Source organism: Pseudomonas sp. 09C 129 (genome assembly GCF_002843625.1).
Classification (GTDB): domain Bacteria; phylum Pseudomonadota; class Gammaproteobacteria; order Pseudomonadales; family Pseudomonadaceae; genus Aquipseudomonas; species Aquipseudomonas chlororaphis.
The window spans coordinates 2,618,672-2,644,422 of sequence record NZ_CP025261.1 but is presented as its reverse complement, the minus strand read 5'-3'; the positions used below and the strand labels follow the sequence as shown (position 1 = coordinate 2,644,422).

Annotated in this window: 20 protein-coding genes; 11 read left to right on the top strand and 9 right to left on the bottom strand. The window is 62.8% G+C overall.

All coding sequences use genetic code 11. From position 1 onward, the window contains the following. Positions 1-33 precede the first annotated feature (33 nt). The 3 genes from fadA to CXQ81_RS12105 form a co-directional block, all read right to left on the bottom strand. Entirely contained in the window at positions 34-1,209 is a 1,176-nt protein-coding gene (gene fadA, locus CXQ81_RS12120; protein ID WP_007921313.1) for an acetyl-CoA C-acyltransferase FadA, read from the bottom strand. 29 nt (positions 1,210-1,238) lie between these two features. Next, a complete protein-coding gene (gene fadB / locus CXQ81_RS12115) occupies positions 1,239-3,386 on the bottom strand; it encodes a fatty acid oxidation complex subunit alpha FadB (protein ID WP_101337299.1) in 2,148 nt (715 codons plus the stop codon). A 567-nt stretch (positions 3,387-3,953) separates the two neighbouring features. Continuing rightward, positions 3,954-4,391, bottom strand: a complete 438-nt coding sequence (locus CXQ81_RS12105; RefSeq protein WP_101337298.1) for a hypothetical protein — start codon at positions 4,389-4,391, stop codon at positions 3,954-3,956. Positions 4,392-4,495: 104 nt separating this feature from the next. On the opposite strand from CXQ81_RS12105, the gene CXQ81_RS12100 reads away from it, so the two are divergent. Beyond that, positions 4,496-4,933: a universal stress protein gene (locus CXQ81_RS12100; RefSeq protein ID WP_007921319.1), complete on the top strand. Its 438-nt coding sequence runs from the start codon at positions 4,496-4,498 to the stop codon at positions 4,931-4,933. A gap of 84 nt (positions 4,934-5,017) precedes the next feature. On the opposite strand, the gene CXQ81_RS12095 is transcribed toward CXQ81_RS12100, so the two are convergent. Beyond that, on the bottom strand, positions 5,018-6,937 hold the full coding sequence (locus tag CXQ81_RS12095) for an ATP-binding cassette domain-containing protein (RefSeq protein WP_007921321.1): 1,920 nt from the start codon (positions 6,935-6,937) through the stop codon (positions 5,018-5,020). A gap of 213 nt (positions 6,938-7,150) precedes the next feature. On the opposite strand from CXQ81_RS12095, the gene CXQ81_RS12090 reads away from it, so the two are divergent. Beyond that, positions 7,151-9,079 carry a transglycosylase SLT domain-containing protein gene (locus tag CXQ81_RS12090; protein WP_007921323.1) on the top strand — a complete coding sequence of 643 codons (1,929 nt, stop codon included), beginning with the start codon at positions 7,151-7,153 and terminating at the stop codon, positions 9,077-9,079. Positions 9,080-9,140: 61 nt separating this feature from the next. On the opposite strand, the gene CXQ81_RS12085 is transcribed toward CXQ81_RS12090, so the two are convergent. After that, complete coding sequence (locus tag CXQ81_RS12085; protein WP_178081054.1) at positions 9,141-10,916, bottom strand: ABC transporter transmembrane domain-containing protein; 1,776 nt, start codon at positions 10,914-10,916, stop codon at positions 9,141-9,143. A 346-nt stretch (positions 10,917-11,262) separates the two neighbouring features. Here CXQ81_RS12085 and CXQ81_RS12080 point away from each other — a divergent pair, with 346 nt between their 5' ends. Continuing rightward, positions 11,263-11,442 (top strand): PA1571 family protein, encoded by a 180-nt coding sequence (locus tag CXQ81_RS12080; protein ID WP_007921326.1) that lies wholly within the window; start codon positions 11,263-11,265, stop codon positions 11,440-11,442. Positions 11,443-11,540: 98 nt separating this feature from the next. Here CXQ81_RS12080 and pdxB read toward each other — a convergent pair whose 3' ends face one another. Next, positions 11,541-12,686, bottom strand: a complete 1,146-nt coding sequence (gene pdxB / locus CXQ81_RS12075; RefSeq protein ID WP_101337297.1) for a 4-phosphoerythronate dehydrogenase PdxB — start codon at positions 12,684-12,686, stop codon at positions 11,541-11,543. 179 nt (positions 12,687-12,865) lie between these two features. On the opposite strand from pdxB, the gene CXQ81_RS12070 reads away from it, so the two are divergent. Next, positions 12,866-14,272 (top strand): MATE family efflux transporter, encoded by a 1,407-nt coding sequence (locus CXQ81_RS12070; RefSeq protein ID WP_101337296.1) that lies wholly within the window; start codon positions 12,866-12,868, stop codon positions 14,270-14,272. Here CXQ81_RS12070 and tusA read toward each other — a convergent pair. After that, a complete protein-coding gene (gene tusA / locus CXQ81_RS12065) occupies positions 14,269-14,520 on the bottom strand; it encodes a sulfurtransferase TusA (RefSeq protein WP_038580637.1) in 252 nt (83 codons plus the stop codon). The two genes, CXQ81_RS12070 and tusA, sit on opposite strands and share 4 nt — an antisense overlap. A 79-nt stretch (positions 14,521-14,599) precedes the next feature. Beyond that, positions 14,600-15,673 (bottom strand): 23S rRNA (cytidine(2498)-2'-O)-methyltransferase RlmM, encoded by a 1,074-nt coding sequence (rlmM, locus tag CXQ81_RS12060; RefSeq protein ID WP_101337295.1) that lies wholly within the window; start codon positions 15,671-15,673, stop codon positions 14,600-14,602. 214 nt (positions 15,674-15,887) lie between these two features. Between rlmM and acnA the strand changes: the two genes are divergently transcribed. The 3 genes from acnA to CXQ81_RS12045 all read left to right on the top strand — a co-directional run bounded on the left by acnA (position 15,888) and on the right by CXQ81_RS12045 (position 21,321). After that, entirely contained in the window at positions 15,888-18,629 is a 2,742-nt protein-coding gene (acnA, locus tag CXQ81_RS12055) for an aconitate hydratase AcnA (protein WP_101337294.1), read from the top strand. A 163-nt stretch (positions 18,630-18,792) separates the two neighbouring features. After that, positions 18,793-19,584: a CPBP family intramembrane glutamic endopeptidase gene (locus CXQ81_RS12050; RefSeq protein WP_053260294.1), complete on the top strand. Its 792-nt coding sequence runs from the start codon at positions 18,793-18,795 to the stop codon at positions 19,582-19,584. Positions 19,585-19,755: 171 nt separating this feature from the next. Beyond that, a complete protein-coding gene (locus tag CXQ81_RS12045) occupies positions 19,756-21,321 on the top strand; it encodes a PAS domain-containing methyl-accepting chemotaxis protein (RefSeq protein WP_007921342.1) in 1,566 nt (521 codons plus the stop codon). Between the two features lie 186 nt (positions 21,322-21,507). Here CXQ81_RS12045 and CXQ81_RS12040 read toward each other — a convergent pair whose 3' ends face one another. After that, positions 21,508-22,206, bottom strand: coding sequence for an alpha/beta family hydrolase (locus CXQ81_RS12040; protein ID WP_101337293.1), 699 nt, complete (start codon positions 22,204-22,206; stop codon positions 21,508-21,510). A 99-nt stretch (positions 22,207-22,305) separates the two neighbouring features. On the opposite strand from CXQ81_RS12040, the gene ccoN reads away from it, so the two are divergent. From ccoN to ccoP, 4 genes are read left to right on the top strand one after another with little or no spacing between them, the layout of a single operon-like run. After that, complete coding sequence (ccoN, locus tag CXQ81_RS12035) at positions 22,306-23,730, top strand: cytochrome-c oxidase, cbb3-type subunit I (RefSeq protein WP_009042964.1); 1,425 nt, start codon at positions 22,306-22,308, stop codon at positions 23,728-23,730. Between the two features lie 10 nt (positions 23,731-23,740). After that, positions 23,741-24,349 carry a cytochrome-c oxidase, cbb3-type subunit II gene (gene ccoO, locus CXQ81_RS12030; protein ID WP_007921349.1) on the top strand — a complete coding sequence of 203 codons (609 nt, stop codon included), beginning with the start codon at positions 23,741-23,743 and terminating at the stop codon, positions 24,347-24,349. Between the two features lie 3 nt (positions 24,350-24,352). Next, positions 24,353-24,577, top strand: coding sequence for a cbb3-type cytochrome c oxidase subunit 3 (locus CXQ81_RS12025; protein WP_007921351.1), 225 nt, complete (start codon positions 24,353-24,355; stop codon positions 24,575-24,577). Continuing rightward, positions 24,574-25,527 carry a cytochrome-c oxidase, cbb3-type subunit III gene (gene ccoP, locus CXQ81_RS12020; protein ID WP_101337292.1) on the top strand — a complete coding sequence of 318 codons (954 nt, stop codon included), beginning with the start codon at positions 24,574-24,576 and terminating at the stop codon, positions 25,525-25,527. Before CXQ81_RS12025 ends, ccoP begins: the two co-directional genes overlap by 4 nt. Positions 25,528-25,751: the final 224 nt, after the last annotated feature.

The window sequence follows — 25,751 nt, the reverse complement described above, 5'->3', positions numbered from 1 at the left end:
GGCACTGGGCCCCGGCTTCCATCAACGCAACGCTTAAACGCGTTCGAAGACAGTGGCAATGCCCTGGCCAAGGCCAATGCACATGGTGGACACGCCAAAGGTGCCGCCATTCTGCTTCATGACATTGAGCAAGGTGCCGGAGATACGCGCACCGGAACAGCCGAATGGGTGACCCAGGGCGATCGCGCCGCCGTGCAGGTTAACCTTCTCGTTCATCTTGTCGAGCACTTTCAAATCTTTCAGCACCGGCAGAGCCTGCGCCGCGAAAGCTTCGTTGAGCTCGAAGAAGTCGATATCGGCGATTCCCAGGCCCGCGCGCTTCAGTGCTTTCTGCGTGGCCGGTACTGGACCATAGCCCATGATCGCCGGATCCACACCCGCCACCGCCATCGAACGGATCACCGCCAGCGGCTGGATGCCCAGGTCCTGGGCACGCTGCGCCGACATCACGATCATGCACGAAGCACCGTCGGTGATCTGCGACGAAGTACCGGCCGTCACAGTGCCGCCCTTCGGATTGAAGGCCGGCTTGAGGGCCGCCAGGCTTTCCAGGGTGGTCTCGGGACGAATGGTCTCGTCGTAGTCGAACAGTTTCAGGAAACCGTTCTCGTCGTAACCCTGCATCGGGATGATTTCGTCCTTGAACTTGCCTTCCACCGTCGCCTTGTGGGCGAGTTGGTGGGAGCGCAGGCCGAAGGCATCCTGTTGCTCACGGGTAATGCCGTGCATCTTGCCGAGCATCTCGGCAGTCAGGCCCATCATGCCCGAGGCTTTCGCCGCGTACAGGGACATGTGCGGGTTCGGGTCGACGCCGTGCATCATGCTCACGTGGCCCATATGCTCGACGCCACCCACCACGAAGACGTCACCGTTGCCGGTCATGATCGCCTGGGCGGCGGTGTGCAGCGCGCTCATCGACGAGCCACACAGACGGCTGACGGTCTGGCCGGCCGAGGTGTGCGGGATCTGGGTCATCAGCGACGCCATGCGCGCGATGTTCCAGCCCTGCTCCAGGGTCTGGTTCACACAGCCCCAGATCACGTCTTCGACTTCCGCCGGATCGACCTTGGCGTTGCGTTCCAGCAATTTGCTGATCAGGTGCGCCGACATGTCTTCGGCGCGGGTATTGCGGTGCATGCCGCCCTTGGAGCGGCCCATCGGAGTACGACCGAAGTCGACAATCACGACGTCTCTAGGATTCAAGCTCATATATTCACTCTCGCTCTAGTAGGGGGCGCTTAACCGAAGAAGCTCTGGCCGTTCTTGGCCATCTCGCGCAGCTTCGCGGTCGGGTGGTACAGCGCGCCCAGATCGGCGTACTGGTCGGCCAGGGCAACGAACTGGGCAACACCGATCGAGTCGATGTAGCGCAGCGCACCGCCACGGAATGGAGGGAAACCAATACCGTACACCAGGCCCATGTCGGCTTCGGCCGCGGTTTCGACGATGCCGTCTTCCAGGCAACGAACGGTTTCCAGGCACAGCGGGATCATCATCCAGTTGACGATATCCTCGTCAGTGACTTCACGCTGCTCGTACACGATAGGCTTGAGCACTTCCAGCACCGACGGGTCGGCCACTTTCTTCTGCTTGCCTTTCTTGTCGGCCTCGTAGGCGTAGAAACCCTTGCCATTCTTCTGGCCCAGGCGCTTGGCTTCGTAAAGCACATCGATAGCCGAACGACGATCGTCTTTCATGCGATCCGGAAAACCTTCGGCCATCACGTCACGACCGTGGTGGCCAGTGTCGATACCGACCACGTCCATCAGGTAGGCCGGGCCCATCGGCCAGCCGAACTTTTCCATGACCTTGTCGATGCGCACGAAGTCCACGCCGGCGCTGACCAGCTTGGCGAAACCGCCGAAGTACGGGAACAGCACGCGGTTGACCAGGAAGCCCGGGCAGTCGTTGACCACGATCGGGTTCTTGCCCATTTTCTTGGCGTAGGCAACGGTGGTGGCCACGGCCAGCTCGCTGGACTTCTCGCCACGGATGACTTCGACCAGCGGCATCATGTGCACCGGGTTGAAGAAGTGCATGCCGACGAAATTCTCCGGACGCTTGAGGGCCTTGGCCAGCAAGCTGATGGAAATGGTCGAGGTGTTCGAAGCGAGGATGGTGCCCTCCTTGACCTGGTCTTCGACTTCGGCCAGAACCGCTTGCTTGACCTTAGGGTTCTCGACGACCGCCTCGACCACCAGGTCGACGTGGCCGAAGTCACCGTAGGACAGCGTTGGGCGAATGCCGTTGAGCACTTCGGCCATCTTCGCCGCGGTCATGCGACCTTTATCGACACGGCCGACCAGCAGCTTGGCGGCTTCCGCCAGGCCTTGCTCGATACCGTGTTCGTTGATGTCTTTCATCAGGATCGGCGTGCCTTTGGACGCCGACTGGTAGGCGATACCGCCACCCATGATGCCGGCGCCGAGTACGGCGGCCTGCTTCACGTCCTGGGCGATTTCGTCGTAGGCCTTGGCCTTTTTCTTCAGTTCCTGGTCGTTCAGGAACAGGCCGATCAGGCTCTGCGCGGCAGAGGTCTTGGCCAGTTTGACGAAGCCTGTTGCCTCGACTTCCAGCGCCTTGTCACGACCGAAGTTGGCGGCTTTCTGGATGGTCTTGATGGCTTCGACCGGCGCCGGGTAGTTCGGGCCAGCCTGGCCGGCGACAAAACCCTTGGCGGTTTCGAAGGACATCATCTGTTCGATGGCGTTGAGCTTGAGCTTTTCCAGCTTCGGCTGACGCTTGGCCTTGTAGTCGAACTCGCCGGAGATGGCGCGCTTGACGGTGGCCAGGGCCGCTTCATGCAGTTTTTCCGGAGCGACGACAGCGTCGACCGCACCGACTTTCAATGCGTCTTCAGCACGGTTTTCCTTACCGGCGGCAATCCATTCGATGGCGTTGTCGGCACCGATGATGCGTGGCAGGCGAACGGTACCGCCGAAGCCCGGGTAGATGCCCAGCTTGACTTCCGGCAGGCCGATCTTGGCGCTGGAGGACATGACGCGATAGTCAGCTGCCAGGCACATTTCCAGACCGCCGCCCAGCGCGATGCCATTGATCGCGGCAACGGTCGGAACGTTGAGGTCTTCGAAATCGCTGAAAATCTTGTTGGCTTCGAGGTTGCCTGCGACAAGCTCTGCATCCGGCAGCTTGAAGTTGTCGACAAATTCGGTGATGTCGGCGCCGACGATGAAGACGTCCTTGCCACTGCTGACGATCACACCCTTGACCGACGCATCTGCCTTGATGGCGTCCACGGCCGAACGCAATTCGTTCAGGGTAAGACGGTTGAACTTGTTGACGGACTCACCCTTGAGGTCGAAATTCAATTCGACGATGCCACTTTCAAGAGCCTTAACCGTGATGGCTTTACCTTCGTAAATCATCAACTGATCTCCACGATATGGAAGCTGAACAGTACACGTCGGACGCTAACTTCTGACTCGGCAGCGACGTTTCCATCGATGCTACGCCAATCCGCCAGGCACACCCGCCAACGCGATAGTCGGGATTCTGGAAGAGCCGTCTGGTAATACAAACGCTCAATTCATACGCCCGTTTGATTTGGGTACGCCACATTCAGGCAAAATCCGACAATTGTCAATCGCCCAAAAGGTTGTTTGAAACGCGACTTCTTAGTCATTCCAGACGGGCATGCACCATCAACAAGCCTGCTCATCTCAGGACATTCATAGAATCAATCTTTAGAAAAGTCGCCCTAATACGTCGCCCCATAACCGATTCGCGGCTACGCTGGCACAATCCTGGAGCAAAAATATGGATGCCTGGCCGAAAACCAGGCGTAAGATCAGCGACAACTCTCATCCCCCGCCGCTCAGAACCAGGGGATCAGAAAGGATTTACCGGCCTGCCTGGCCAACCCAGCCCGACCTTGTCGGGCTTTTTATTGCCTGCTTTTCAATAACCTGTGCCATTGCAGCGCAGGTCATGCTTCACGCCAGCGCCTTGAGCACTGCGGCAATGTCTTGCAAAACACTGGCTTCGCCACGTTCGCCCCAATACAAGACGATCATCTGCCGGTCGGCCTCGACCTTGAACACGTTGGCCGGCAGCGTGCGAAAGTGCTCGAGCAAGGCAGGATCCGCACAGACTTCCCGCCATTGGTTGACCCACACGCCCGGCGCACTTTGCCAGTAGGCCCAGCAGGCCGGTTGTGTGCCGCGCCGCGGCCGATGGTATTGCGCACAGGGGCTTGGAGGCTGCGGATCCATCCAGTGCGGCCACTCCTGAGACGCCAGTTGCATGCCCAGGCCCATGCGGCGCGCCTCCATGCGCAGGGCGATCTGCCCGCTCTGGCGGCGCGACGGGCGCAGCCATGCCAGCGGGCTCAACACCACCGCGAGGATTGACACCACTATCCAGACCGTCATATCTGTACTCCCGATTCTTGATGAGCCGATTGATCCAGGTCGGAACCAATCCGCTTGAAACCAGCCATACTTGAAGCTATTGCAATCCTCAGGAGGAGCACCTCATGCCCTACCACCATATTCTGGTCGCCGTAGATCTAACCGAAGAGTGCGATCCTGTTATCCACCGGGCTCGCGAGCTGTCGGTCAGCAACAGCGCCAAATTGTCCCTGGTGCATATCGTCGAGCCAATGGCCATGGCGTTCGGCGGCGACGTACCGATGGACCTGTCCCAATTGCAACAGCAGCAGTTCGACCAGGCCAAGGAACGCCTCGATCGCCTCATCACCAAATACCCTGAGCTGTCCAAGGAATACAGCCACCTGACCTATGGCCAGCCACGCCAGGAAATCCATCATCTGGCCAAGGAACAGGAATGCGACCTGATCGTGGTCGGCAGCCATGGCCGGCACGGCCTGGCGCTGCTGCTGGGCTCGACCGCCAACGACGTGCTGCACGGCGCCCCTTGCGACGTGCTGGCCGTGCACCTGGTCAAACGCTGAGCCCGCCGGCGGAATGCTCCGCCCGCACCGGCCCTGCAAAAAGCCCGACATGAATGTCGGGCTTTTTTATTGCCGCCAGGTCACTCAGGCATCCAGCTCGGCCCAACGTTCGACCATCACATCCAGTTCAGCATTGAGCTGTTCCAACTGGGCGATGACCGCCGTGGTCTCGGCCGCAGGACGCTGATAGAAGCCAGCGTCGGCCATTTCCGCTTCCACGGTGGCGATCTGCTGCTCCATGGCTTCGATCTGGCCAGGCAACGCCTCGAGCTCGCGCTGCAACTTGTAGCTGAGCTTCTTCTTGGCCGCAGGTGCTTCCTGTGCCGCGGCAGGTGCCGCCGCCACAGGCGCAACCACCGCCGAGTTCAGCTCGGCCTTGCCCGACTTGTTCTCGGTCACGCCCAGCAGGCGTGGCGAACCGCCTTGGCGCAACCAATCCTGATAACCGCCGACGTATTCGCGAACCTTGCCTTCACCTTCGAACACCAGGGTGCTGGTCACCACGTTATCGAGGAATGCCCGGTCGTGGCTGACCATCAGCACGGTGCCCTGGAAGGTCAGCAGCACTTCTTCCAGCAGCTCGAGGGTTTCCACGTCCAGGTCGTTGGTCGGTTCGTCGAGCACCAGCAGGTTGGCCGGTTTGCTGAACAGCTTGGCCAGCAACAAGCGAGCACGCTCGCCACCGGACAGCGCCTTGACCGGCGTGCGGGCACGCTGCGGGCTGAACAGGAAATCCCCCAGGTAGCTGAGCACGTGGCGGCTCTGGCCATCGATATCGATAAAGTCGCGACCTTCGGCGACGTTGTCGATCACGGTCTTTTCCAGGTCCAGCTGGTGACGCAGTTGGTCGAAGTAGGCCACGTCGATACGCGTCCCCTCCTCGACCTTGCCGCTGCTCGGCACCAGGCCGCCCAGCATCAGTTTGAGCAGCGTGGTCTTGCCGGTACCGTTGGCGCCGAGCAGGCCGATACGGTCGCCGCGCTGCAGGACCATGGAGAAATTCTTGACCAGGAACGGACCGCCCGGATGAGCGAAGCTCACGTCTTCGAGCACCATGACCTGCTTGCCGGACTTGTCGGCGGTTTCCAGCTGGATATTGGCCTTGCCGGTACGCTCGCGACGCTCGCTACGCTCGACACGCAGGGCCTTGAGGGCACGCACACGGCCTTCGTTACGGGTGCGGCGGGCCTTGATGCCTTGGCGAATCCAGACTTCTTCCTGGGCCAGGCGCTTGTCGAACAGCGCGTTGGCCGTCTCTTCAGCCGCCAGCACGGCCTCCTTGTGCACCAGGAAGCTGGCGTAGTCGCCGTTCCAGTCGATCAGCCCACCACGGTCCAGCTCGAGAATCCGGGTCGCCAGGTTCTGCAGGAAGGAACGGTCGTGGGTAATAAAGAGGACGGCGCCCTGGAAGTCCTTCAGGGCTTCTTCCAGCCAGGCGATGGCGCCGATATCCAGGTGGTTGGTCGGTTCGTCGAGCAGCAGCAGGTCCGGTTCGGACACCAGGGCCTGGGCCAGCAGGACACGACGACGCCAGCCACCGGACAACTCGGCGAGGGTCTTGTCGGCCGGCAGTTGCAGGCGGCTCAGGGTGCTGTCCACCAGGGTCTGCAAGCGCCAGCCGTCACGGGCTTCGAGGTCATGCTGGACGTGCATGAGCTTTTCCAGATCGGCATCGGTGACGATGTTCTGGCTCAGGTGGTGATACTGCGCCAGCAATTCGCCAACGCCATCGAGGCCCTGGGCGACCACGTCGAACACCGTCCGCTCGTCGGCCACTGGCAATTCCTGCGGCAATTCGCCGATTTTCAGACCGGGCGCGCGCCATACGGAACCGTCGTCGGGCTTCTGATCGCCCTTGACCAGCTTCAGCATGCTGGATTTGCCAGTGCCGTTGCGGCCGATGATGCACACCCGCTCACCACGGGCGATCTGCCAGGACACCTTGTCCAACAACGGCATAGCGCCGAACGCAAGGGACACATCGCTGAATTTGAGCAGGGTCATGAGCTTCTCCAAAAACCGGGCGCGCATTCTACCTGAGTTGAGGCCTCAGAAGGCCGGCATTTTCACTCCTGAAGCACCCTGAACAACATTTGCAGCGAACTGGCGACAAGAGGCCGGCAAAGCTTTCACCCGCTGCTGGCAAAAGGCTAAGCTAGGGAATAATCAGTGTTGGCATTGTCGGCACTTGTCATGATTTCTCTGCCCGGATGTCTCATGCGCAGTCGCCTTTTCAGCCTTTTATCCTGCCTGCTTCTTTCTGCCTCTGCCGTGCACACTGCTCAGGCCGCGGACCTCTCACTCCAGCGTCAATATTACGATGAAGCCAAGCGCGCCCTGGCCAAGGGCGACTCCGGTCCGTATTTCCGCTACAGCCAGGTCCTGGCCGACTACCCGCTCGAGCCCTATCTGGCCTATGACGAACTGACCGCCCGGCTAAAGACCGCCAGCAACGCCGAGATCGAAAAGTTTCTCCGTGAACACGGCGACCTGCCCCAGGCCAACTGGATGAAACTGCGCTGGTTGCGCTGGCTGGCCGAACGCGGCGACTGGGCCACCTTCGTCAAGTATTACGACCCCAAGCTCAACTTCACCGAGCTGGACTGCCTGAACGCGCAATACCAGCTGGGCCACAACCTCAAGGCCGAAGGTTACGCCGCCACCGACAAGCTCTGGCTCAGCGGCAAATCCCTGCCCGCCACCTGCGACGCGCTGTTCGCCCAGTGGGCCGCCGAAGGCCAGTTGACCGAACAGAAGCGCTGGCAGCGCGCCAAGCTGGCTGCCGAGGCCCGCAACTATCCGCTGGCCAATAGCCTGGTCAACAGCATGACCACCCTCGCCCCTCAGGGTCGGCTGCTAGTAGACGTTGCCCAGAAGCCCGAACTGCTCAGCCAGCCGTCGCGCTTCACTCCAGCCAGCGAAGCCATGTCCGACGTGGTCGGCCTGGGTCTGCGCCGCCTGGCCCGCCAGGATCCGGACAGGGCCATGGCCCTGCTCGACGGTTATGCCAGCAGCATGCACTTCTCCCGTGACGAAAAAGTGGCGATCGCCCGGGAAATCGGCCTGACCCTGGCGCGGCGCTTCGACAGCCGCGGCCTTGAAGTGATGACCAAATACGATCCCGAGCTGCGCGACAACACGGTTTCCGAATGGCGCCTGCGCCTGCTGTTGCGCCTGGCTCGCTGGGAAGACGCCTACCAGCTGACCCGCAAGCTGCCCCAGGACCTGGCGACCACCAACCGCTGGCGCTACTGGCAAGCGCGCAGCCTGGAACTGGCCCAACCGCAGAACCCCCAGGCCCAGACCCTCTACAAAGGCTTGGCCAACGAGCGCGATTTCTATGGTTTCCTCGCGGCCGACCGTACCCAGCTGCCTTATCAGCTGAACAACAAACCGCTGGTGCTCAGCCAGCAGGTGATCAACAAGGTGCGCAATACGCCCGGCGTGCGGCGCGCCCTGGAGTTTCATGCCCGTGGCCAGATCGTCGATGGCCGGCGTGAGTGGTACCACGTCAGCCGTCATTTCAACCGTGACGAAATGGTTGCCCAGGCCAAGCTGGCCTATGACCTGAAATGGTACTTCCCGGCCATTCGCACCATCAGCCAGGCGAAGTATTGGGACGACCTGGACATCCGCTTCCCGATGGCCCACCGCGACACCCTGGTGCGCGAAGCCAAGGTCCGTGGCCTGCACTCGAGCTGGGTCTTCGCGATCACCCGCCAGGAAAGCGCGTTCATGGACGACGCTCGCTCGGGCGTCGGCGCGGCCGGCTTGATGCAGCTGATGCCCGGCACCGCGAAGGAAACCGCGCGCAAGTTCAGCATCCCGCTGGCCTCGCCGCAGCAAGTGCTGAACCCGGACAAGAACATCCAGCTCGGCGCCGCCTACCTGAGCCAGGTGCACAGCCAGTTCAACGGCAACCGGGTGCTCGCCTCCGCCGCCTACAACGCCGGCCCCGGACGCGTGCGCCAATGGCTCCGTGGCGCCGACCATCTGAGCTTCGACGTCTGGGTGGAGAGCATTCCGTTCGACGAAACCCGCCAGTACGTGCAGAACGTGCTGTCCTATTCGGTGATCTACGGCCAGAAGCTCAATTCGCCACAGCCACTGGTGGATTGGCATGAGCGGTATTTCGACGATCAGTAAGCGATAACGCCTCATAGAAAATGCCCGCAGCGATGCGGGCATTTTCGTTTCCAGCGCAAGATCAGGACACAGACTGGCCATCGCTGAACTGCAAGGCCGCCAGGCGCGCATACAGTGGATTGCTGGCGATCAGCTCCTGATGGGTGCCCACCGCCACCAGCCGGCCCTGATCCATCACCGCGATCCGGTCGGCGTTTTTCACCGTGGCCAGGCGATGGGCGATCACCAGGGTGGTGCGATTCTTCATCAGGCTCGGCAAGGCTTGCTGGATCAAATGCTCGCTCTGGGCATCCAGGGCGCTGGTGGCTTCATCCAGCAACAGGATCGGCGCATCCACCAGCAGCGCCCGGGCAATCGCCAGGCGCTGGCGCTGGCCGCCGGAAAGTCCCAGCCCCGCATCGCCGAGATGGGTCCGGTAACCCTCGGGCATGTTCTCGATGAAGTCATGGGCGTAGGCGATCCTTGCCGCCTCCCTGACCTGCTCCGGGGTGGCCGAGGGTTTGCCATAACGAATGTTCTCCTCGATGCTGCCGAAGAACATCGCCGGGCTTTGCGACACCAGGGCAAAACAGCGACGCACATCCTGCGGGTCGAGCTGGGTCAAGGGCACGCCATCGAGCAGGATGCGCCCCTGCTCCGGGTCGTAGAAGCGCAGCAGCAGATCGTAGAGGGTCGACTTGCCCGCCCCCGATGGCCCGACCAGCGCCAGGGTTTCTCCCTCGTGGATAATCAGGCTCAAGCCATCGACGGCGTAACTGTCCGGACGCGACGGATAAGAGAAGCGCAAGTTCTCCAGCACCAGTTCGCCCCGCACCCGCTCGGGCAAGCTGGCCGGGCCGTCGCTCGGCGGCTGGATCAGGTTTTCCGAACGCAGCAACTCGGCAATCCGCTCCGCCGCGCCGGCGGCCCGTTGCAGCTCGCCGATCACCTCGCTCAGGGTGCCGAAGGCACTGCCGACGATCAGGCTGTAGAAGACAAAGGCCGCCAGCTCGCCACTGGAAATACGCCCGGCGATCACGTCCATGCCGCCGACCCAGAGCATCACCCCGACCGCCCCCAGCACCAGCACGATCACCAGGGTGATCAGCCAGGCGCGCTGGACGATACGCCGGCGCGCGGTGTTGAACGCCTCTTCCACCGTCTGGGCAAAGCGTTGCTCATCCTGGGGCTGGTGGTTATAGGCCTGGACGGTCTTGATCTGGCCCAGGGTTTCCGCCACGTAGCTGCCGACATCGGCGATACGGTCCTGGCTCAAGCGCGACAGGCTGCGCACCCGGCGGCCGAAAATCAGGATCGGCGCCAGCACCAGGGGCAAGGCGATCACCACGATGCTGGTGAGCTTGGGATTGGTGACAAACAGCAGCACGATGCCGCCGATGACCATCAGCGCATTACGCAAAAACAGCGAGAGCGACGAGCCGATCACCGATTGCAGCAAGGTGGTATCGGCGGTCAGTCGCGACTGGATCTCCGAGCTGCGATTGTTCTCATAGAAGCCCGGGTGCAGGTAGATCAGGTGATTGAACACTTGCCGACGGATGTCCGCCACGCAACGCTCGCCAATCCATGACACCAGGTAGAAACGCACGAACGTCCCCACCGCCAGCCCCAGCACCAATAACAGAAACAGACCGATGGACTGGTTGAGCAAATCCGGCGACCCGGTCATGAAGCCCCGGTCCACCAACAGGCGGATGCCCTGCCCCATGGACAAGGTGATGCCCGCGGTCACCACCAGCGCCAGCAGCGCCCCCAGGGCCTGCCAGCGATAAGGCGCGATGAAACGACTGGCCAGGCGAATCGCCCGGCGTTGACGCGAAGAAAGCATGAAGTTCATCCGGGAGCACACCTGGGAACGGCCCCGCCCCATTCACCACCGCGTGATCCAGCAAGGCGATGAGGTTGAGCCCTGTTTGTCGGAACCGATTTTCCTGGAAACTGATTCTTGGAACCTGCATTTCCTGGAACTTGGGTAAATCAAAATGAGTCAGGTTAATTATGTCCGCCAACACTAGAGCCTAGATGCTATTGGTCTAAGGTCCGAGTGGAAGTCCACAGACATTTCTGTTGGACTGAGGACTCCCCGGATAGAAAACGCCGTAGTGGGACCTTGCAGGGAGTTGTCACAGCTTGGTCACCTGGCGGTTTTAAAGTAAGCGCACAACCTGATGAGGAGACAGGCCATGTCCTTGCAAAACAGCAGCAATGACAAGATTGAAGTGATTCGTACCCACCCCGACCAGTCTCTGGGATGCGCCATCATCGACGCTCAGGGGCGCGAAGTACCGATCACCGAAGACATGATCCAGAACGCCTGCCGCGAACTGGAAAAGCGACTGGTCAAGCCTGCGCAGCAAGATTGACACATAGCCTCACGTCCTCTTGACCCGGCCCTGAAGCCGGGTTTTTTATGCCTGCCGGATTCCTTGTCGCTCCGTCACAAACGACTGGGCTCGAGCCTTCAGCGAACCGACACCGCGCCCAAGGCCGAGACGATCTGCTGCAAGCCTGGCGCTTCGCCCTGGATGCGCACGGCCAACCCATCGATTTCACGTCGCGGCGGATAACCCTTGCGCAACGCATCGAAGGCCGCGCGCTGCTCGGCCACGCTGCCCACCAGGCTGCGGCGGAAATCCGCATCGTCGCGCCGCGGGTCGTAGACCGCTCGGCAGATCATCGCCAGGGACCAGGCCGGGTCGCTATGGGCATCGAGGCTCACCTCCGACAACCATGGCCGGGGCAGCAGGTCGCGCAAATGAATCGCTTGCGGCTGCCCAAGGTAATCGCACAGCGCCTGATAGATCTGCGCCGTCCCGCGCTGCCGGCCATCGAGGCTGTAACCGGCGATGTGCGGCGTGGCCAGCACGCACAGGTCGGCCAGGGCCACGTCGACCTGGGGTTCACCCTCCCAGACATCCAGCACCGCCTGCAGGTCTTCACGCTCGAGCAGCACTTCACACAGGGCAGTGTTATCCACCACCGCGCCACGGCTGGCGTTGATCAGCCAGGCGCCGGGGCGCAGTTGCCGCAGGCGCTGCTTGTCCAGCAGGTGCCAGGTCGGCAGCTCGCCGGCCTTGGTCAAGGGGGTGTGCAGGCTGATGACGTCGCACTGGGCGAGGATCTGTTCCAGGCTGACGTAGTCGCCACCTTCCGCCACCTGCCGTGGCGGGTCGCAGACCAGGACCTTCCAGCCCAGGCCGCGTAGCACCTCGATCAGCCGTCCACCGACCTCGCCCGCGCCCACCACGCCGTAAGTGCGTTGCGTCAGGTCGGCGCCTTCGATTTCCGCCAGGGTCAGCAGGCTGCCCAGCACATAGTCGACCACCCCGCGCGCATTACAGCCTGGCGCGCTGGACCAGCGAATGCCCGTCTCCTGGAAATACTCGAGGTCCAAATGGTCGGTGCCAATGGTGCAGGTACCGACAAACCGCACCTGGCTACCCTCGAGCAGGGCACGGCTGACCTGGGTCACCGAACGCACCAGCAGCACATCGGCGCCCTCGATGGCGGCGCGGTCGATGGCCCGCCCCGGGAAGCGGCGGATCTCGCCGAAACCGGCAAAAAAGGCATCGAGCAGGGGAATATTTTCGTCGGCAACAATCAGCATGGCAGGCTCCTTTCGCGGAGCCGCAGTTTAGGCGTAGAAGGCCATTTTCGGCCAGCGAGCAATCCACTCCGTCAACCGCCGCCAGCACTTACAAATCGACAACAGAGGTTTTTTCCTGACTCATCCGTCAATGCGTAGAATACGCCGCCCTGCGCATCAACCCTGTGGACGCTTCGCCTGTGAATTCCGTGACCAATACTCCTGCCACTTCCCTCAACCGCCCGGCCCGGGTGCGCCTTGAACTGCGCAGCCTGCTGGCCCTGGCCTTGCCGATCATGATCGCGCAGCTGGCGACCACGGCCATGGGCTTCGTCGATGCGGTGATGGCCGGACGGGTCAGCCCACGGGACCTGGCGGCCGTGGCGCTGGGCAACTCGATCTGGATCCCGGTGTTCCTGTTGATGACTGGTACCCTGCTGGCCACCACGCCCAAGGTGGCCCAGCGGGTCGGCGCCGGCACCTATGGCGAGATCGGCCCGATCGTGCGCCAGGCGCTGTGGCTGGCCCTGGCGGTCGGCCTGAGCGCCAGCCTGATTCTGGTCAATGCCGAGCCGGTGCTGCACCTGATGAAGGTCGACCCGACGCTGATCGGCCCCTGCATGGAATACCTGCACGGCATTGCCAGCGGCCTGCCGGCGGTGGCGCTGTATTACGTGCTGCGTTGCTGCAGCGATGCCCTGGGCCGCACCCGGCCAAGCATGGTCATCGGCCTGTTCGGCCTGGCCCTGAACATCCCCATCAACTACGTGTTCATTTATGGCCACCTCGGCGTGCCGGCCATGGGCGGCGTCGGTTGCGGCTGGGCCACGGCCATCGTGATGTGGGCGATGATGCTGGCCATGGCGGGCTGGACCCGCTGGGCCCCGGCCTATCAGAGCAGCCAGCTGTTCAAGCGTTTCGACTGGCCGCAATGGGCGGTGATCAAGCGTTTGCTGAGCGTCGGCCTGCCGATCGGCATCGCGGTGTTTGCCGAATCGAGCATCTTCGCGGTGATCGCCCTGCTGATCGGCAGCCTCGGCGCCACAGTCGTGGCCGGGCACCAGATCGCCCTCAACATCAGCTCCCTGCTGTTCATGATTCCGTATTCCCTGGGCATGGCGGTCACGGTGCGGGTCGGCCAGGCCCTGGGCGCCGGCAACCCGCATCAGGCACGCTTCGCCGCCGGCGTCGGCCTGGGTGCGGCGCTGGCCTTCGCCCTGTTCTCCGCGAGCCTGATCCTGCTGCTGCGTGAGTCCATCGCCTCGATCTACACCCCGGACACCGCGGTAATCCAGGTGGCGGCGATGCTGATCGTGTATGCCGCGCTCTACCAGTTCTCCGACGCGATCCAGGTGATCTGCGCCGGCGCGCTGCGTGGCTACCAGGACACTCGGGTGACCATGGTCCTGACGCTGCTCGCCTACTGGGGCATCGGTTTGCCGGTGGGGTATGTGCTGGGGCTGACCGACTGGTTCGGCCCTGCCAGCGGCCCGAGCGGGCTGTGGGAAGGCCTGATCGCCGGCCTGAGTTGCGCGGCGCTGATGCTGTCGATCCGCCTGGCGCGCAGCGCGCGCAAGCGGATCCGCATCAGCCGGGCGGCGGGTTAATCGGACTTCTTGCGAATCCAGTACAGATAGGTGCCGGCCTCTTCCTGCTGGGCGACCAGCTCATGGTCGAGGAACACGCAGAACTTGGGGATGTCGCGGCGGGTCGAGGGATCGGTGGCGATCACCTTGAGCAGGCCGCCGGGCTGCAGGTCACGAATATGCTGGTGCAGCATCATGACCGGCTCCGGGCAATTGAGCCCGGTGGCGTCCAGCGTGCCGTCGACCGGCGTATCGATGATTTGACTCATAACTCACTCCTGAAACTGGCCGGCATTGTCGCGCAATGCCGGCATCGACGCTATCTGTGGCATTGCGCCGCAACCACGATCAACGGGCCTTGGGCTTCTTTTCATCCAGCCGGCGCAGGTGGCAGGTCACTTCTTCGCGGTCGTGGTACAGCTGCTTGCAGCCAATGGCCACGCGAATGCCGCGGGCCTTGAAGCCGTCCTCGATCCGCTCGAGCAAGCGCTTCACTTCCGCGTAACGCTGCTTCATCGGCAGCTTCAGGTTGACCACCGCTTCACGGCAATGGCCCTCACCGATCCAGGTTTCCAGCAAGGCCGCGTTGCGCGCCGGTTTCTCGACGATGTCGCAGACCATCCAGTCCACCGGCTGCTTGGGCTTGAAGGTGAAACCGTCGGCCATCAGGTGCTGCACCAGGCCGGTGTCCATCAGGCTTTCGGCCATTGGCCCGTTATCGACAGCAGTGACCAGCATGCCGCGGTTGACCAGTTGCCAGGTCCAGCCACCCGGGGCGGCGCCCAGGTCGACGCCAGTCATGTCGCCGTGCAGACGCTCGCCCCACTGATCGCGAGGAATGAAATGGTGCCAGGCCTCCTCCAACTTCAGGGTCGAGCGACTAGGCGCCTCACGGGGGAACTTCAGGCGCGGAATGCCCATCGGCCACATGGCCGAATTGCCTGCGTCCGCCAGGCCGACAAACACCTCGCGGCCGCTTTTGAAGGTCAGCAGCAAGCGCGGCTTGCCGGCATCGTCCACCAGCTTGCCGGCCGCCGTCAGGGCCTTGCGCAGCGGTGCTTCGAATTTCTTGCAGAAGTTCGACAGCTCCTTGCCGTCATTGGTATCCAGCACTTCCAGCCACAGGCTGCCGCAGGTCGGGAAGCTCGCCAGGTGGGCCAGGATCACGCTGATGCGGTCGGTTTCCGGCAGATCGACGAAGACGCCCCGCGCCCATTGCCGCGGGAAGATCAGCTCGGCGAAACGCAGCTCGCGCATCAGGCGCTCGGCGCCGTCTTCTTCGCTGCACACAAACTCGGCACAGGCGGTGCTCGGCTTGGCCTTGGCGTACCCGGCCACGTTCAGGCGCGCGGCATGGTCGGCGATCTCGGAACAAACTTCGCCTTCGAAGCCCGGCCGGCAGTGCATAAAGAGGGTGTTCATCGAATCTCCTGGGCAATGGGCAATGAATCATGCGCAAACCTGCCCGAAGTGCGCGCAAAGCCTGTCACGAAAACCGGCGCATGATAGCCGAGTTCGGAACCTTGGACTTGTCCATAGAGTCCAGTTATTAGCCAGCTACTGAAAACAGGGCTAGGTTAAGAGCTCTGCCCGTCCCGTCAGGTCCGTAGCCGTGCGGACCAAAAGGAGTGATTCAATGCCGTCCCTCGATAGCCTGAAAACCCTTAAAACATTAAAAATCGACGACAAGACCTACCACTACTTCAGCCTGCCGGAAGCCGCCAAGCGCCTTGGCGATCTCGACAAACTGCCGATGTCGTTGAAAGTCCTGCTGGAAAACCTGCTGCGCTGGGAAGACGAAAAGACCGTCACCGGCGCCGACCTCAAGGCTCTAGCCGCCTGGCTCAAGGAGCGCCGCTCGGATCGCGAGATCCAGTACCGCCCGGCGCGGGTGCTGATGCAGGACTTCACCGGTGTGCCGGCGGTGGTCGACCTGGCGGCCATGCGCGCGGCCATGGCCAAGGCCGGCGGCGACCCGCAACGCATCAACCCGCTGTCACCGGTGGACCTGGTAATCGACCACTCGGTGATGGTCGACAAGTTCGGCAGCAACACCGCCTTCGAACAGAACGTCGACATTGAAATGCAGCGCAACGGCGAGCGTTATGCCTTCCTGCGCTGGGGCCAGAGCGCCTTCGACAACTTCAGCGTGGTGCCGCCGGGCACCGGGATCTGTCACCAGGTCAACCTGGAATACCTGGGCCGCACGGTCTGGACCAAGGACGAAGGCGGCCGCACCTACGCCTTCCCCGACACCCTGGTCGGCACCGACTCCCACACCACCATGATCAACGGCCTCGGCGTACTCGGCTGGGGCGTGGGCGGCATCGAGGCCGAGGCGGCGATGCTCGGCCAGCCGGTGTCGATGCTGATCCCGGAAGTCATAGGTTTCAAACTGACCGGCAAGCTCAAGGAAGGCATCACCGCCACCGACCTGGTGCTGACCGTCACCCAGATGCTGCGCAAGAAAGGCGTGGTCGGCAAATTCGTCGAGTTCTATGGCGACGGCCTGGCCGACTTGCCGCTGGCCGACCGCGCCACCATCGCCAACATGGCCCCGGAATACGGCGCCACCTGCGGCTTCTTCCCGGTGGATGACGTCACCCTGGAATACCTGCGCCTGTCCGGCCGACCGGACGCCGTGGTGAAACTGGTGGAGGCCTACAGCAAGACCCAGGGCCTGTGGCGCCTGCCGGGCAAGGAGCCGGTATTCACCGACAGCCTGGCGCTGGACATGGGCACCGTGGAAGCCAGCCTGGCCGGGCCGAAGCGGCCGCAGGACCGGGTCTCCCTGCCCAACGTCGGCCAGGCCTTCACCGACTTTCTCGATCTGCAGTTCAAGCCCACCAGCAAGGAAGAAGGCCGCCTGGAAAGCGAAGGCGGTGGCGGCGTGGCCGTGGGCAGCGCCGACCTGATAGGTGAAGTCGATTACGCCCACAATGGTCAGACCTACCGCCTGAAAAACGGTGCGGTGGTGATCGCCGCCATTACCTCCTGTACCAACACCTCCAACCCCAGCGTGATGATGGCCGCCGGCCTGGTGGCGAAAAAGGCTGTGGAAAAAGGTCTCAAGCGCAAGCCCTGGGTGAAGAGTTCGCTGGCGCCGGGTTCGAAAGTGGTCACCGACTACTACAAGGCCGCCGGGTTGACCCAATACCTCGACGCCCTGGGCTTCGACCTGGTGGGTTATGGCTGCACCACCTGCATCGGCAACTCCGGCCCCTTGCCGGAGCCGATCGAGAAAGCCATCCAGAAAGCCGACCTGACCGTCGCCTCGGTGCTGTCCGGTAACCGCAACTTCGAAGGCCGGGTGCACCCGCTGGTGAAAACCAACTGGCTGGCCTCACCGCCGCTGGTGGTGGCCTATGCCCTGGCCGGCAGCGTGCGCATCGATATCAGCAGCGAACCGCTGGGCGAAGGCAAGGACGGCAAGCCGATCTACCTGCGCGACATCTGGCCGAGCAGCCAGGAAATCGCCGAGGCCGTCACCCAGGTCAACACCCGGATGTTCCACAAGGAATACGCCGAGGTGTTCGCCGGCGACGCCCAGTGGCAAGCCATCGAAGTACCGCAGGCCGCGACCTACGTGTGGCAGGCGGATTCCACCTATATCCAGCATCCACCCTTCTTCGACGACATCGCCGGCCCGCTGCCGGTGATCAAGGATATCGAGGGCGCGCGGGTCCTGGCGCTGCTGGGCGACTCGGTGACCACCGACCACATTTCCCCGGCCGGCAACATCAAGGCCGACAGCCCGGCCGGCCGCTACCTGCGCGAGCAGGGCGTGGAACCGCGGGACTTCAACTCCTACGGCTCGCGGCGCGGCAACCATCAGGTGATGATGCGCGGTACCTTCGCCAACATCCGCATCCGCAACGAAATGCTCGGCGGCGAAGAAGGCGGCAACACGATCTACATCCCCACCGGCGAGAAACTGGCGATCTATGACGCGGCCATGCTGTACCAGCAATCGGCTACGCCGCTGGTGGTGATTGCCGGCCAGGAATACGGTACCGGCTCCAGCCGCGACTGGGCCGCCAAGGGCACCAACCTGCTGGGGGTCAAGGCGGTGATCGCCGAGAGCTTCGAGCGCATCCACCGCTCCAACCTGGTGGGCATGGGCGTGCTGCCGCTGCAGTTCAAGCTCGACCAGAACCGCAAAAGCCTGAACCTCACCGGCAAGGAAACCCTGGATATCCAGGGCCTGACCGGCGTCGAGCTGACACCCCGGATGAACCTGACCCTGGTGATCACCCGCGAGGATGGCAGCCAGGAAAAGGTCGAGGTGCTGTGCCGCATCGACACCCTGAACGAGGTGGAATACTTCAAGTCCGGCGGGATCCTGCACTACGTCCTGCGGCAACTGATCGCCGCGTAACGCCATGCTGCAACACCAACACCGCCTACGGGCGGTGTTTTTTTGTTTCACTTATTCATCGCCCGCGCCTCGTTATACTGGCCGCCCGCTCGTTCTATCCAGTAACCGCCGATGCAGGTTGCGCGAGCGGCTGATTCCATTCTTTTCGCAACAAGGATTTCACATGACTGTTCTGCCATGGATGTACCTGGCACTTCTCTCCATTGGTTACGCCCTGGCCCTGAGCTACGGCCAACTGGGCCTTTTGGCGGCGGTTTCCGTCGCCTTGCTGCTGTGCGCGGGCTTTGCCGTGCGCCAGCAGAAAAGCCCTTACGCGCGCTACCTGGGACACGGCCTGTTCGTGGTGCTGGCCCTGGCGCTGGCCATGCACTGGCTGCCCGGTTTCTACAATGGCCGGGCGATCGGCCCGCAACGCTTCACCGCCGATGCCGTGCCGTTTTCCATGTACCTGAACCAGGACAAGCCGCTGATCGGCTTCTGGCTGTTGCTGGTCTGCCCCTGGATCATCGGGCGCCGCTCGCTGCGCCTGTCCCTCTACACCACCGCCCTGGCCTTGACCCTGACCGCCCTGGCGGCCCTGGGCGGCGCGGTGTTGCTGGGCATCATCAGTTGGGCGCCGAAATGGCCGGACCAGGCCTGGCTGTGGGTGCTGAACAACCTGCTGCTGGTCACCCTGGTGGAAGAAGCGCTGTTCCGTGGCTACATCCAGGGCGGCCTGAGCCGTCGCCTCAAGCACCTGCCCTATGGTGAAAACCTGGCACTGATGTGCGCGGCCCTGCTGTTCGGCCTGGTGCATGTGGGCGCCGGCTGGCAATGGTGGCTGCTGGCGAGCATCGCCGGGGTCGGCTACGGCCTGGCCTACCGCTTTGGCGGCCTGGGCGCCGCGGTGGCCACCCATTTCGGCTTGAACCTGCTGCACTTCGGGCTGTTCACCTACCCGATGCTCGCGGGTTGACCCCTGCGAAGCCGGGGCTCCCTGGACGGGCCTCGGCTTCGCCGCGCCCCCTCGCCCCTGCTTGCAAAATAAGGCCTCTGTCAATGAGGCACTTCTCAAATTACTGAAAAAAACCTCAATAATTGGCGAAGGCCGCCGACAACCTATCAAAGCCTTGCGGATAGAAAAACCATGCGTAACAACCAGCCCGTCACCCAGCGCGAACGTACCTTTCCGACTCAGCAACGGTTGATCTCCACCACCGATGCCAAAGGCGTGATCACCTACTGCAACGATGCCTTCGTTGAAATCAGCGGGTTTTCTCGTGAGGAACTGGTCCGCGCACCGCACAATCTGGTCCGTCACCCCGACGTCCCGGCCGCGGTGTTCGCGCACATGTGGGCCACCCTGAAACAAGGCTTGCCATGGATGGGCATTGTCAAGAATCGCTGCAAGACCGGTGACCACTACTGGGTCAACGCCTACGTGACACCGGTCTTCGAAGGCCAGCAAGTGGTCGGCTACGAGTCGGTGCGGGTCAAGCCCACCGCCGAGCAGATCCGCCGCGCCGAAGCGCTTTACCAACGCATCAACCAGGGCAAGTCGGCCATTCCGAAACGCGACAAATGGCTGCCGATACTTCAGGACTGGCTGCCATTCATCCTGATCAGCCAGCTGAGCTTCCTGATTGGCGCCTGGCTCAACTCTTCCTGGGGCTTTGCCCTCGCCGCCGGCCTTTGCGTGCCGCTCGGCCTGCTCGGGCTGAGCTGGCAACAGCGCGGCCTCAAGCGTTTGCTGCGCCTGGCCGAGCAGACCACCTCCGACCCACTGATCGCCCAGATGTACACCGACAGCCGTGGCGCCCAGGCGCGCCTGGAGATGTCGATCCTCAGCCAGGAAGCCCGCCTGAAAACCTGCCTGACCCGCCTGCAGGATACCGCCGAGCACCTCAACGAGCAGGCGCGGCAGTCCGACACCCTGGCGCACAACAGCTCCAGCGGCCTGGAACGCCAGCGCGTGGAAACCGAACAGGTGGCCACCGCGGTCAACCAGATGGCCGCCACCACCCAGGAAGTGGCCAGCCACGTGCAGCGCACCGCCGATGCCACCCAGGAAGCCAATCGCCTCACCGGGCGCGGTCGCGACATCGCCGGGGAAACCCGCGAAGCGATCCAGCGCCTGTCGGTGGTGGTGGGCGAAACCGGCCTGACCGTGACCCAGCTGGCCAAGGACAGCGACGAAATCGGTGGCGTGGTCGATGTGATCAAGGGCATCGCCGACCAGACCAACCTGCTGGCGCTGAACGCGGCCATCGAAGCGGCTCGCGCCGGGGAAATGGGCCGCGGCTTCGCGGTGGTGGCCGACGAGGTTCGCCAACTGGCGCAACGCACCAGCGAATCCACCGGGCAGATCCACACCCTGATCGCCAAGCTCCAGCAAACCGCCAGCACGGCGGTGCAAACCATGGACGCCGGACACCGTCAGGCCGAGGAAGGCGTGGCCCGGGTGCTGGAAGCCGACCAGGCGCTGGTGGGCATCAGCGAAGCGGTGGCCAACATCACCGACATGACCACCCAGATCGCTGCCGCCACCGAAGAGCAAAGCGCCGTGGCCGAGGAGATCAGCCGCAACATCAGCACCATCGCCCAACTGGCCGACCAGACCTCGGAGCAGGCGCAGCATTCGGCGCAACTCAGCGAAGAGCTGACCCGCACCGCCAACACGCAGTACTCGTTGGTCGAACGCTTCAACCGCTAAGCCGAAGCCAGACAAAAAACCCGGAAGGTTCGCCTTCCGGGTTTTTATTGCCTGTTTTCCAGCACCACGCGCGTCTTCTGTATCTGTAGGAGCGAAGCTTGCTCGCGATGGAGCTTGGCAGTCGCCACCGTTGTCGCCTTGAAAAACAATCACGAGCAAGCTTCGCTCCTACAGTCAAAAAAGCGTTCAGCCATTCAGTTGACGCAAAACCTCGGCAACTTTCTGCGCCGCCGCTTCCAGGTGCTGCTCATGGGTGAAGCCTGAGGCCTTGAGCGGTTTCAGGTCATGGTCGGCCGCCGCCAGCCAGAACAGCTCGATAGCCGGCGCCAGCGCATAGGCTTCGACCGCCGCCCGGTTACCAAGGGCGTCGCGCTCGCCCTGGACGATCAGGGTCGTGGTGCGCAATTCGGCCAAGTGAGCGACCCGCGGTTTCTCCGGCTTGCCGGCGGCATAAAACGGATACCCCAGGCACACCAGCGCATCGGCGCCCAGCTCATCGGCGAGCAAACTGGCCATGCGCCCGCCCATGGACTTGCCGCCGATGGCCAACTGCCCAGCGACATGAGGTCGCACCTGGGCATAGACCTCGCGCCAGCACTCCAGCAGCTTCGGCGCCGGGTTAGGCGGCCGTTTGCCACCATCGAGGCGACGCTGAGCCATGTAGGGAAACTCGAAGCGCAGGACGTTGACCCCATGCGCCGCAAGGCGTGCGGCCATATCGTTCATGAAAGCACTGTCCATCGGCGCACCAGCGCCATGGGCCAGGATCAGGGTCAGCGGTTCGCCGGCCAGCGACTGCTGCGCGACATCCCAGAGCCAGCCCCGTTCCCGCACGCACTGCGCCCATTGATCCCCGTCAATAACAGGCCCTTGCCGTTTGCCCATGCTTACCTCGCTTTTAGTCTGCCTATAACTCCAGAAGAAGTGAGCGCGCCTTGCCGTGCGCAGTCGCTTTCACTTCAGCTGAACCGTGGATGGGGAACCATGAACACTTCTATCAGTACCGCCTACAACTACAAGGTGGTCCGCCAATTCGCCATTATGACGGTGGTGTGGGGCATCGTCGGCATGGGGCTCGGGGTTTTTCTCGCTGCCCAGTTGGTCTGGCCCGAACTCAACTTCAACCTGCCCTGGACCAGTTTCGGTCGCCTGCGCCCGTTGCACACCAACGCGGTGATCTTCGCCTTTGGCGGCTGCGCCTTGTTCGCCAGCTCCTTCTACTCGGTGCAACGCACCTGCCAGACCCAACTGTTCGCGCCGAAAATCGCCGCATTCTGCTTCTGGGGCTGGCAGCTGGTAATCCTCCTGGCGGCCATCAGCCTGCCGCTGGGCTACACCAGCTCCAAGGAATACGCCGAGCTGGAATGGCCGATCGACATCCTCATCACCATCGTCTGGGTGGCGTACGCCATCGTGTTCTTCGGCACGGTGATGAAGCGCAACACCAAGCACATCTACGTCGGCAACTGGTTCTTCGGCGGTTTCATCATCACCGTGGCCATCCTGCACATCGTCAACAACCTGGAACTGCCCGTCAGTCTGACCAAGTCCTACTCGGTGTATGCCGGTGCGACCGACGCCATGGTGCAATGGTGGTACGGCCACAACGCGGTGGGCTTCTTCCTGACTGCGGGCTTCCTGGGGATGATGTACTACTTCGTGCCCAAGCAGGCCGAGCGTCCGGTGTATTCCTATCGCCTGTCCATCGTGCACTTCTGGGCGCTGATCACCCTGTACATCTGGGCCGGCCCGCACCACCTGCACTACACCGCGCTGCCGGACTGGGCGCAGTCCCTGGGCATGGTGATGTCGCTGATCCTCCTGGCACCGAGCTGGGGCGGCATGATCAACGGCATGATGACTCTGTCGGGTGCCTGGCATAAGTTGCGCAGCGACCCGATCCTGCGGTTCCTGGTGGTGTCCCTGGCGTTCTACGGCATGTCGACCTTCGAAGGTCCGATGATGGCGATCAAGACCGTCAACGCCCTCTCCCACTACACCGACTGGACCATCGGCCACGTCCACGCCGGCGCCCTGGGCTGGGTGGCGATGATTTCCATCGGCGCGCTGTACCACATGATCCCGAAAGTCTTCGGTCGCCAGCAGATGCACAGCATCGGCCTGATCAACGCGCACTTCTGGCTCGCCACCATCGGCACCGTGCTCTACATCGCCTCGATGTGGGTCAACGGCATCGCCCAGGGCCTGATGTGGCGCGCCGTCAACGAAGACGGGACGCTGACCTACTCCTTCGTCGAAACCCTGGTGGCCAGCCACCCAGGCTTCATCGTGCGGCTGGTCGGAGGCGCGATCTTCCTCTTCGGCATGTTGCTGATGGCCTACAACACCTGGCGCACCGTGCGCGCGGCCCAGCCTGCCGAAATCACCGCCGCTGCGCAGATGGCCTGAGGAGTCCGCCATGAAACACGAAGTCATCGAGAAAAACGTCGGCCTGCTGATGCTGCTGATGGTATTTGCCGTGAGCATCGGCGGTCTGACCCAGATCGTCCCGCTGTTCTTCCAGGACGTCACCAACAAGCCGGTGGAAGGCATGAAGCCCTACACCGCCCTGCAGCTGGAAGGCCGCGATATCTACATCCGCGAAGGCTGCGTCGGTTGCCACTCGCAGATGATACGTCCGTTCCGCGCCGAGACCGAACGCTACGGCCACTACTCGGTCGCCGGCGAAAGCGTCTGGGACCACCCGTTCCTGTGGGGTTCCAAGCGTACCGGTCCGGACCTGGCCCGGGTCGGCGCCCGCTACTCCGACGACTGGCACCGCGCGCACCTGTACAACCCGCGCAACGTGGTGCCCGAGTCAAAGATGCCGGCCTACCCATGGCTGGTCACCCAACAGGTCGACAGCAGCCACACCGAGACCAAGCTGCGCGCCATGCGCACCCTCGGCGTGCCGTACAACGACGACGATATCGCCGGTGCCGTCGCCTCCCTCAAGGGCAAGACCGAGATGGATGCCCTGGTCGCCTACCTGCAAGTGCTTGGCACTGCGATCAAGAGCAAGAGGTGAGCCATGGTTCTTGAACTCGATAGCGGCATGATCCGCGGGCTCGGCACGCTGGTGGTGATGATTGCCTTCATCGGCCTGTCGATCTGGGTCTTCAACGCCAAGCGCAACCCGGAGTTCGCCCAGGCACGCCTGCTGCCCTTCGCCGACGAACCTTCGCCGCAAGTGCACGGCAATCCATCTGATGACGCTCAATCCGAAGAGCACGCGACAAGGAGCATTCGGCCATGACCACCTTCTGGAGTACGTACATCTGCGTACTGACCATAGGCAGCCTGATCGGCCTGACCTGGCTGTTGATCGGCACGCGCAAGGGCGAGACCAAGGGCAGCGTCGACCAGACCATGGGCCACAGCTTCGACGGCATCGAGGAGTACGACAACCCGCTGCCGCAGTGGTGGTTCATGCTGTTCGCCGGCACCCTGGTGTTTTCCGTCGGCTACCTGATCCTCTACCCGGGCCTGGGCAACTGGAAAGGCATCCTGCCCGGCTATGAAAATGGCTGGACCGGTGTGCACGAGTGGGAAAAGGAAATGGACAAGGCAGACGCCAAGTTCGGCCCGATCTTCGCCAAGTTCGCCGCCATGCCCGTGGAAGAAGTGGCCAAGGATCCGCAGGCGCTGAAAATGGGCGGACGCCTGTTCGCTTCCAACTGCTCGGTGTGCCACGGCTCGGATGCCAAGGGTGCCTTCGGCTTCCCTAACCTGGCCGACAACAACTGGCGCTGGGGCGGCAACGCCGACACCATCAAGGCCACCATCATGGGCGGTCGCATGGCGGCCATGCCGGCCTGGGGTGAAGTGCTGGGCGAGGACGGGGTGAAGAACGTCGCGGCCTATGTGCGTCACGAACTCGCCGGCCTGCCGTTGCCCGCCGACAGCAGCGCCGACCTGGTCGCCGGCAAGCAGGCGTTCAGCACTACTTGCGTCGCCTGTCACGGCGCCAACGGCCAGGGCACGGAAATCATGGGCGCGCCGAACCTGACGCAACCGGCGGGCTTCATCTACGGCACCAGCCTGACCCAGCTGCAACAGACCATTCGCCATGGTCGCCAGGGCCACATGCCGGCGCAGAGCGAACTGCTGGGCAACGACAAGGTGCAGCTGCTCGCGGCCTACGTCTACAGCCTGTCCCACACCGCGGCCAGCCAGCCGCAGACCGAGACCCCAAGCGAGCAATAACCGCTCCACCCACTGCCGCATCGCTCGATGCGGCAGTTCCCTGCCTCTGCGCGACCAAGTGTCGCACCCTCTCTACCCTCTGCCTTTCCACTCTCCGGATTCAGGTCTAAGCTGCTTCGCAGTGGACTGGCAATGGCCGGTCACAGACCAGAAGTAGCCGTTCCATTCGAAGCCGTCGTTCGAGGACAGGCCGCAAAGGCTGGTGTATACCGGCTGTCGTGCCA